General features: G+C 66.5%; 7 protein-coding genes and 1 pseudogene. All 8 read right to left on the bottom strand.

What is annotated here, in order from left to right:
- Positions 1-216 (bottom strand): annotated as a pseudogene (locus tag HMPREF0058_RS13000) (hypothetical protein); the annotation flags it as partial.
- A 57-nt stretch (positions 217-273) separates the two neighbouring features.
- Positions 274-867: a hypothetical protein gene (locus tag HMPREF0058_RS03840; RefSeq protein WP_006548371.1), complete on the bottom strand. Its 594-nt coding sequence runs from the start codon at positions 865-867 to the stop codon at positions 274-276.
- Between the two features lie 555 nt (positions 868-1,422).
- Positions 1,423-2,613, bottom strand: coding sequence for an elongation factor Tu (tuf, locus tag HMPREF0058_RS03835; RefSeq protein WP_006548370.1), 1,191 nt, complete (start codon positions 2,611-2,613; stop codon positions 1,423-1,425).
- Positions 2,614-2,804: 191 nt separating this feature from the next.
- The gene (fusA, locus tag HMPREF0058_RS03830; protein WP_006548369.1) at positions 2,805-4,940 is read right to left on the bottom strand and encodes an elongation factor G; all 2,136 of its coding nucleotides are present in this window, start codon (positions 4,938-4,940) and stop codon (positions 2,805-2,807) included.
- A 94-nt stretch (positions 4,941-5,034) separates the two neighbouring features.
- Complete coding sequence (rpsG, locus tag HMPREF0058_RS03825) at positions 5,035-5,505, bottom strand: 30S ribosomal protein S7 (protein ID WP_006548368.1); 471 nt, start codon at positions 5,503-5,505, stop codon at positions 5,035-5,037.
- Positions 5,505-5,879: a 30S ribosomal protein S12 gene (gene rpsL / locus HMPREF0058_RS03820; RefSeq protein WP_024035139.1), complete on the bottom strand. Its 375-nt coding sequence runs from the start codon at positions 5,877-5,879 to the stop codon at positions 5,505-5,507. The genes rpsG and rpsL overlap by 1 nt, the downstream gene beginning before the upstream one ends.
- A gap of 289 nt (positions 5,880-6,168) precedes the next feature.
- Complete coding sequence (locus tag HMPREF0058_RS03810) at positions 6,169-6,840, bottom strand: hypothetical protein (protein WP_006548366.1); 672 nt, start codon at positions 6,838-6,840, stop codon at positions 6,169-6,171.
- 162 nt (positions 6,841-7,002) lie between these two features.
- Complete coding sequence (locus HMPREF0058_RS03805; protein WP_006548364.1) at positions 7,003-7,713, bottom strand: helix-turn-helix domain-containing protein; 711 nt, start codon at positions 7,711-7,713, stop codon at positions 7,003-7,005.
- Positions 7,714-7,933 lie beyond the last annotated feature (220 nt).

Raw genomic sequence — 7,933 nt, 5'->3', positions numbered from 1 at the left:
AGCCACGGCCGGTCCTGCCACCGGCATGGCCACGCGACCAGAGCCGGCACCCACGACGGGAATCGCTCCTGTCACCGGCGCAGCGCCGTGCCCGGGCTGTGCCACCGGCAGCGTCCCAGCAGCCTGGGCAGCAACAGGAACGACCGGCGCACCGGCGGCAGGCAGGCCCGGGGTGCCAGATGTGCCTCGTGGAGGTACCGGGTATCCACTGGTCATGGAATGCTCCTAGCGGGGATGAGAAGGTGGTGCTCGTCGGCCGTCGCGGCGGCTGGCTCAGGAGGCGCCCCGCGCCTCGATCTGCTCCAGGGCGTCGAGGATCTCCTGCCGATGAGGAACATCGACGCCAAAGCCCTCCAGGGTGCCGATCGCCTCACGGGCACGGCGCGCCTGCGCCGGGTCCATGTCCACCAGGGCGCCGACATCACCCTCACCCAGGGACACCGCGCCGCTGGCCGCGGCCACGACCGTCTCGCGCACGGCGTTGATGTCACTCATGGCGTTGGTCTGGAAGGCGTCCACCCCGGAAGAGACCGAGAAGACGAAGACGGGCAGCGGCAGCAGGAGGGTCGCAATGAGGACGAGGGCGGGAAGAAGACGCGGGCGCGAGCGCACCGTGGCCGCGATAGCCAGGATGAAGGCGACCACGGAGACCACGACGCCGGTACCAAAGCGTGTCAGGGCGAAGGGACTGACCAGTGGCTCCCCACCGGTGATGACGCCGAGCAGGTCGATGGAGGCCAGGAGGTCATAGGCCCCAAAGCCAATGAGCGCAACGCTGGCCGCACACAGCCCGGCCGAGATCCAGGTCGCCCGAGAACGACGTCGCGATGCCCGGTCGCGCTTGCTTGCGACCTGCCCGGGAGGCATGACCAAGGGCGCCACGCTTGCGCCGGCCGGGGGCACGAGTCCCACCGTTGACGTAGCAGGCACCGGCAGCGGCGCTGAGGGCGCCGTCGGAGGGAACGTAGATGCCTGGGAAGCCAAGGGGCCCTGCGCCACAGGAGCCAACGGCGGCGGCCCCGCCGGGGTCTGACCGACGGGGTGAGTGGGCTGTGGGAAGGGGCTAGGCGGGGGAAGCTGGGCCATGAGGGGACCTCAGGAGGGGGTGGAGAGACCACAGCCGTCTGGCCGGGAGACGCGACGATGCGGTCGAGATCACTCGTACCCTACACCAGGTCATGGCCGCCGGACAGCGCTCCCACAGAGCGCCCATGGGCCCAGAATAGTCAGGACATATCGACACCCTCAGGCACGGCCGCAGGTTCGCCCGCATGCGGACCACACCCCAGTTGCTGAAGCAGCCCGCCCCCCGGGCAAGAAGCAGCCAACAGCAAGGTTCCCCCGGCCTCCATCAGGAGACCGGGGGAACCTCGATCAGGCTGATTCAGCCTTCGCTCAGATGAGCCGGGTCAGATCATCTCATCACTTGATGATCTTGGTGACGCGGCCGGAGCCGACGGTGCGGCCACCCTCACGGATGGCGAAGCCGAGGCCCTCCTCCATGGCGATGGGCTGGATGAGCTGGACGGTCATCTCGGTGGTGTCACCGGGCATGACCATCTCGGTGCCCTCAGGGAGGGTGATGACACCGGTGACGTCCGTGGTACGGAAGTAGAACTGCGGACGGTAGTTCGAGTAGAAGGGGTTGTGGCGACCGCCCTCGTCCTTGGTCAGGATGTAGACGTGGCCCTCGAACTCGGTGTGCGGGGTGATGGAGCCGGGCTTGACGACGACCTGGCCGCGCTCGACGTCCTCACGACGGGTACCACGCAGGAGCAGACCGCAGTTCTCGCCGGCCCACGCCTCATCCATGGCCTTGTGGAACATCTCGATGCCCGTGACCGTGGTCTTCTGAGCCTCGCGGATACCGAGGATCTCAACCTCGGAGTTGATGGCGAGCTTACCGCGCTCGACACGGCCGGTGACGACCGTGCCGCGACCGGTGATGGTGAAGACGTCCTCGATCGGCATGAGGAACGGCTTGTCCATGTCACGCTCGGGGGTCGGGATGTACTCGTCAACCGCGTCCATGAGCTCCTTGATGGAGGCGGTCCACTTCTCGTCACCCTGCAGGGCCTGGAAAGCGGAGACGCGGATGACCGGGGCGTTGTCGCCGTCGTAGTCCTGGGAGGACAGCAGCTCGCGGACCTCCATCTCGACGAGCTCGAGGAGCTCCTCGTCCTCGACCATGTCGCACTTGTTGAGGGCGACCAGCAGGACCGGCACGCCGACCTGACGGGCGAGCAGAACGTGCTCGCGGGTCTGGGCCATCGGGCCGTCGGTGGCGGCGACCACGAGGATGGCGCCATCCATCTGGGCCGCACCGGTGATCATGTTCTTGATGTAGTCGGCGTGGCCGGGGGCGTCGACGTGAGCGTAGTGACGCTTCTCGGTCTGGTACTCGACGTGCGCGATGTTGATCGTGATACCGCGCTGGCGCTCCTCAGGAGCCTTGTCGATCTCGTCGAAGGGGGTGAAGGGGTTGAGGTCCGGGTACTCGTCGTGCAGGACCTTGGAGATCGCGGCAGTCAGCGTCGTCTTACCGTGGTCGACGTGACCGATCGTTCCGATGTTGACGTGCGGCTTGGTCCGCTCGAACTTGGCCTTGGCCACTGGTGTCCTCCTGGGACTCGGGTAGTTCTCTTCGTCGGGATTCGACTAGCGACATGCTAGCCGTGACGACTCTGAGAGTCTCTACTGTTGGATTGTTGGAAATCTTACTGGAATGACACCCAAACTCCGCAATGGAGCCGGGTGTCCCGGGGACCGGACAACTCTAGTCCGGTCCCCGGGAGGACCGAGGGTTACTCGCCCTTGGCCTTGGCGATGATCTCGTCCGCGACGTTCTTGGGAACCTCAGCGTAGGAGTCGAAGCTCATCGAGTAGACGGCGCGGCCCTGGGTCTTGGAACGCAGATCACCGACGTAGCCGAACATCTCGGACAGCGGCACGGCAGCCTTGATGACCTTGACGCCGACGGCGTCCTCCATCGACTGGATCATGCCACGACGGGAGTTGAGGTCACCGATGACGTCACCCATGTACTCCTCAGGCGTACGCACCTCGACGGCCATGACCGGCTCCAGCAGAACCGGCGAGGCCTTCTTGGCACCCTCCTTGAAAGCCATGGATCCGGCAATCTTGAAGGCCATCTCGGAGGAGTCGACCTCGTGGTAGGCGCCGTCGAGAAGCGTGGCCTTGACGTCCACGACCGGGTAGCCAGCCAGGACACCGGTGAGCATGGCGTCCTGGACGCCGGCGTCGACGCTGGGGATGTACTCGCGCGGGACGCGACCACCGGTGACAGCGTTGACGAACTCGTAGTGCTGCTTCTCCTCGCCATCCTCGGCCTCGACGACCTCCAGCGGCTCGAAGGACATCTGCACCTTCGCGAACTGGCCGGAACCACCAGTCTGCTTCTTGTGCGTGTACTCGACCTTGTCGACCTTCTTACGGATCGTCTCGCGGTAGGCCACCATCGGGTTACCGACGTTCGCCTCCACCTTGAACTCGCGACGCATACGGTCGACGAAGACGTCCAGGTGCAACTCGCCCATACCGCCGATGACGGTCTGGCCGGTCTCCTCGTCGAGCTCGACCGTGAAGGTCGGGTCCTCCTCGGACAGCTTCTGGATGGCAACGCCCAGCTTCTCCTGGTCGCCCTTGGTCTTGGGCTCGATGGCCACGTGGATGACCGGGTCCGGGAAGGTCATCGACTCCAGGATGATGGGCGCGTTCTGGGCGCACAGCGTGTCACCGGTGGTGACGTCCTTGAGACCAATGAAGGCGTAGATGTGACCGGCGTGAGCGACCTCGACCGGGTTCTCCTTGTTGGAGTGCATCTGGAACATCTTCCCGATGCGCTCCTTCTTGCCCTTGGTGGCGTTGAGGACCTGGTCACCGGAGCCGACCTTGCCGGAGTACACGCGCACGTAGACGAGCTTGCCGTAGAACGGGTGCGTGGCGACCTTGAAGGCCAGGGCGGCGAAGGGCTCGTTCTCGTCGGAGGGACGGGTGAGGACCTTCTCCTCGTCACCGGGCTCGTGGCCCTCCACCGGAGGAATGTCCAGCGGAGAGGGCAGGTAGTCGATCACCGCGTCCAGGACGGGCTGGATGCCCTTGTTCTTGAACGCAGAACCAGCCAGGACCGGGTAGGCCTCACCAGCGATCGTGAGCTTGCGGATGCCGCTCTTGATCTCCTCGACGCTCAGCTCGCCACCCTCGAGGTACTTCTCCATGAGCTCGTCGTCGGCCTCGGCGACGGTCTCCAGCAGCTCGGCGCGGTAGGCCTCGGCCTTGTCGACCAGGTCAGCGGGGATGTCCTCGTACTCGACGACGGCGCCACGGGTCTCCTGACCGTCGGCGTCCTTCTCGGGGAAGCGCACGGCGCGCATCTCAATGACGTCGACGACGCCGGAGAACTCGTTCTCGGCACCGATCGGGAAGTTGAGGACGATCGGCGTGGCGTGAAGACGGTCACGAATGGTCTGGACGGAGAAATCGAAGTTCGCGCCCAGCTTGTCCATCTTGTTGATGTAGCAGATGCGCGGGACGTTGTACTTGTCCGCCTGACGCCACACGGTCTCGGACTGGGGCTCGACGCCCTCCTTGCCGTCGAAGACGGCCACGGCACCGTCAAGCACACGCAGGGAGCGCTCGACCTCGACCGTGAAGTCCACGTGTCCGGGGGTGTCGATGAGGTTGATCTGGTTGTTCTTCCAGAAGCAGGTGGTTGCAGCGGAGGTAATGGTAATACCGCGCTCCTGCTCCTGCTCCATCCAGTCCATCGTCGAGGCGCCGTCGTGGGTCTCGCCGATCTTGTAGTTGATACCGGTGTAGAACAGGATGCGCTCGGAGACGGTGGTCTTACCGGCATCGATGTGGGCCATGATGCCGATGTTGCGGACCTTCTTGAGGTCAGTCAGCACGTCGAGTGCCACTAGTGAAGTCCTTCGTGTCGATGGTGTGATGAAGAAGGCGTCGGTCGGGGCCGGTCTGGATCAGGCCGGGGGTCCCCGACCGACGCGCGGATGATTACCAGCGGTAGTGCGCGAAGGCCTTGTTGGACTCGGCCATCCGGTGCATGTCCTCACGACGCTTGACAGCGGCACCCAGGCCGTTGGAGGCGTCGAGGATCTCGTTCATGAGACGCTCGGTCATCGTGTTCTCACGGCGCTGCCGGGAGAAGTCGACGAGCCAGCGCAGAGCCAGAGTGGTGGCGCGGTTGGGGCGAACCTCAACCGGGACCTGGTAGGTGGCACCACCCACGCGGCGGGAGCGGACCTCCAGCGCGGGGCGGATGTTGTCGAGGGCGCGCTTGAGGACCGAGACCGGGTCCTGGTCCGTCTTGGCGCGCACCCCCTCCAGGGCGCCGTAGACGATGCGCTCGGCGGTGGACTTCTTACCGTCCAGCAGAACGCGGTTGACGAGCTGGGTGACGACCGGCGAGCCGTAGACGGGGTCGACGACGAGCGGGCGCTTGGGAGCGGGACCCTTACGAGGCATTACTTCTTCTCCTTCTTGGCGCCGTACTTCGAGCGTGCCTGCTGGCGACCCTTGACACCCTGGGTGTCGAGGGAGCCGCGCACGATGTGGTAGCGGACACCGGGGAGGTCCTTCACACGACCGCCACGCACGAGCACGATCGAGTGCTCCTGGAGGTTGTGGCCCTCACCGGGGATGTAAGCGGTGACCTCGATGCCGGTCGACAGGCGCACACGGGCGACCTTACGAAGGGCGGAGTTCGGCTTCTTCGGGGTCGTGGTGTACACACGGGTGCACACGCCACGACGCTGCGGGCTGGCCTTGAGCGCGGGCGTCTTGGACGACGAGCGCTTCGTCGAGCGGCCCTTGCGGACCAGCTGCTGAATGGTAGGCACTACGGATTCTCCATCTTGAAGTGCATCTGGACAGTTCTGCTGCCCTCGCGCCAGCCCCGCTCCCCCATGGGCGCACAGCGCCGCGGAGCCTGGGCCGACCCGTCAGCCTGTCAGGAACAGGCGACGTCCGGAGCCCCGCGGAAGGGGCCCGTCGGTTCCCGCCGCGGCAGACCCGCGTCACGTCGTCGGCCAGAAGGAGGCCACAGCGCTGGGAACGGAATGGAGAACGGCAACCCGCACGCGGGCACCGCAGGCAAGGTTACCGACGACGACGGCGCCTCACCAGTGCCTAGGGCCGACCACCTTGGTGGTCTAGGACACGGCCGGGCCCTGTTCCGTCCTCATCGTGCGCGACCTCGGGGGCCTGGGAGGATCCCCCCCCCCGGCGCGAGGCACCGTGGACGCGCACGTGGCGCAGCAGCTCGCCCTTGAACAGGTGCAGCCCGTGCCGACCACGCGGATTGACCTCGATCCGCACCGACGCGCCTTGCTCATCAGCAACCGTGAGCACGTCCACCGAGGCGTTGGCCGCAAGGATGACGCCCAGCACCAGGCTAGCCAGCCCCGGGAGACTGGCAGCCACCCAGATCGCCCGCAATCCGTGGGCCATGCCGCCAAAGGAGACAAAAGAGGCGGCCAGTGCCCAGATCCCGGTGCTGACCATGACGGCCGCTGCCAGTGCCCGGCGGCTACGCACCCGCGTGGACGTCTCGATCGTGCGCAGCGCCTCCAGGTCGAACTCACTGACTTCCCGACCGACCGCAAACAGCCCCATCCACAGGTGCGGCAGGTCCACTACCAGACGCGACGGAGAAGATGCCAGACGCGCCTTGTGCCACGGTGCCAGGGCACACACGGACAGCTCCTCGGTGTAGACCTCGGGGCTCGTGTTCGCGACGGGCCGAGCCTCGCGGGGCGCACCGGGGGCGCCGAAGCGCTGGCGAGTCGGGGAGGCACTCATATCACTGGCTTTCACGTCGTTGAGGGATGGCGTCGCGGGCAGGGGTCCCGGAGCCGTGGGCTGTCCCGGAGCCGTGGGCTGTCCTGGTGCGGTCTGTCTCCTTGTCCTTGGCAGTTGACGCCACCATAACTCCTGGACGGTGCCCCCCCCCGAGGCCACTTCTCACAGCCAGCTCGTACCTGGCTCATCGCGCACGGCCAGGGCCAGGGGCAGCAGCCCGTCCTCCTGAGCCAGGCGCACCAGGTCCGCCCGGCTGTCAGCGGTCTTTCCCGCCTCGGCGTAGCGACGTCGCGCCTTGGCCACGTACTTGTTGACGGTGTTGGTCGCTAGTCCCAGGCGCCTGGCGACGTAGTCCGCCGTCGCTACTGCGGCGTACACCATGAGCACCTCGCGCTCCACCGCGGTCAGGCGGTCGCTGACGACCGTCGCGGCGTCGATGCCCAGCACGTCCGTCCACCGCTGGAGCGGCCCACTGGCATCGTCCAGGGCCTGGCGCAGTCCCTCCAGCATGACCGGCCCCTCGTCCCACGAACGTACGACGCCGACCTGTGCCACCTCGTAGGCCCGACGCACCTGGTACCGGTCCGCACCGGCGAAGTAGGCCAGCACACGCACTCCTGCCTCACGCAGGCGCCGGACGTTGCTCACCGGGTCCGAGCCGTCGCACAGCGCCAGGCTCATCAGGGCCAGCCGAGGCAGGGCCCCGCCCGCGGCGAGCAGGGCGTCCACCGAGCTGACGCGTCTGGCGTAGACGAGGTCCTTCGCCGCTGTCAGCAAGTGCTCAAGGCCGGCTGCCTGCAGCACGTTGTCGCTGATGAAGACCACCGAGGCGGACTGAAGAACCCCACCCGAGTCCTGGGTGTGCTCACCCATGCAGCCTCCGTCCTTACGAGCGCGAGGCGTCCGCTGCCCACACGTGGCGACGCGGCTCGCCCCGGGCCGGTGCCCGCCGACTCACGGCGCTACGTGACGCTGCGGCCCGGACCAGGGAGCCTGACCCAGCGGGCACGAACCGAGTTGAGGATATGGCTCAGGCGTCACTCATCCGTTACATACGTCAGGACAAGTTCTGGTATCAGGCACGGGGGCCACG

This window comes from Actinomyces urogenitalis DSM 15434 (genome assembly GCF_000159035.1).
GTDB lineage: Bacteria > Actinomycetota > Actinomycetes > Actinomycetales > Actinomycetaceae > Actinomyces > Actinomyces urogenitalis.
Note: the sequence above shows the minus strand (reverse complement) of the source record. Positions and strands in the feature narration are given on the sequence as shown.

Bases quoted from the DNA above. Each gene is read 5' to 3' on its own strand.
- HMPREF0058_RS03840 (WP_006548371.1), bottom strand. From the start codon at position 867: ATGCCTCCCGGGCAGGTCGCAAGCAAGCGCGACCGGGCATCGCGACGT.
- rpsG (WP_006548368.1), bottom strand. From the start codon at position 5,505: ATGCCTCGTAAGGGTCCCGCTCCCAAGCGCCCGCTCGTCGTCGACCCC.
- HMPREF0058_RS03810 (WP_006548366.1), bottom strand. From the start codon at position 6,840: ATGAGTGCCTCCCCGACTCGCCAGCGCTTCGGCGCCCCCGGTGCGCCC.
- HMPREF0058_RS03805 (WP_006548364.1), bottom strand. From the start codon at position 7,713: ATGGGTGAGCACACCCAGGACTCGGGTGGGGTTCTTCAGTCCGCCTCG.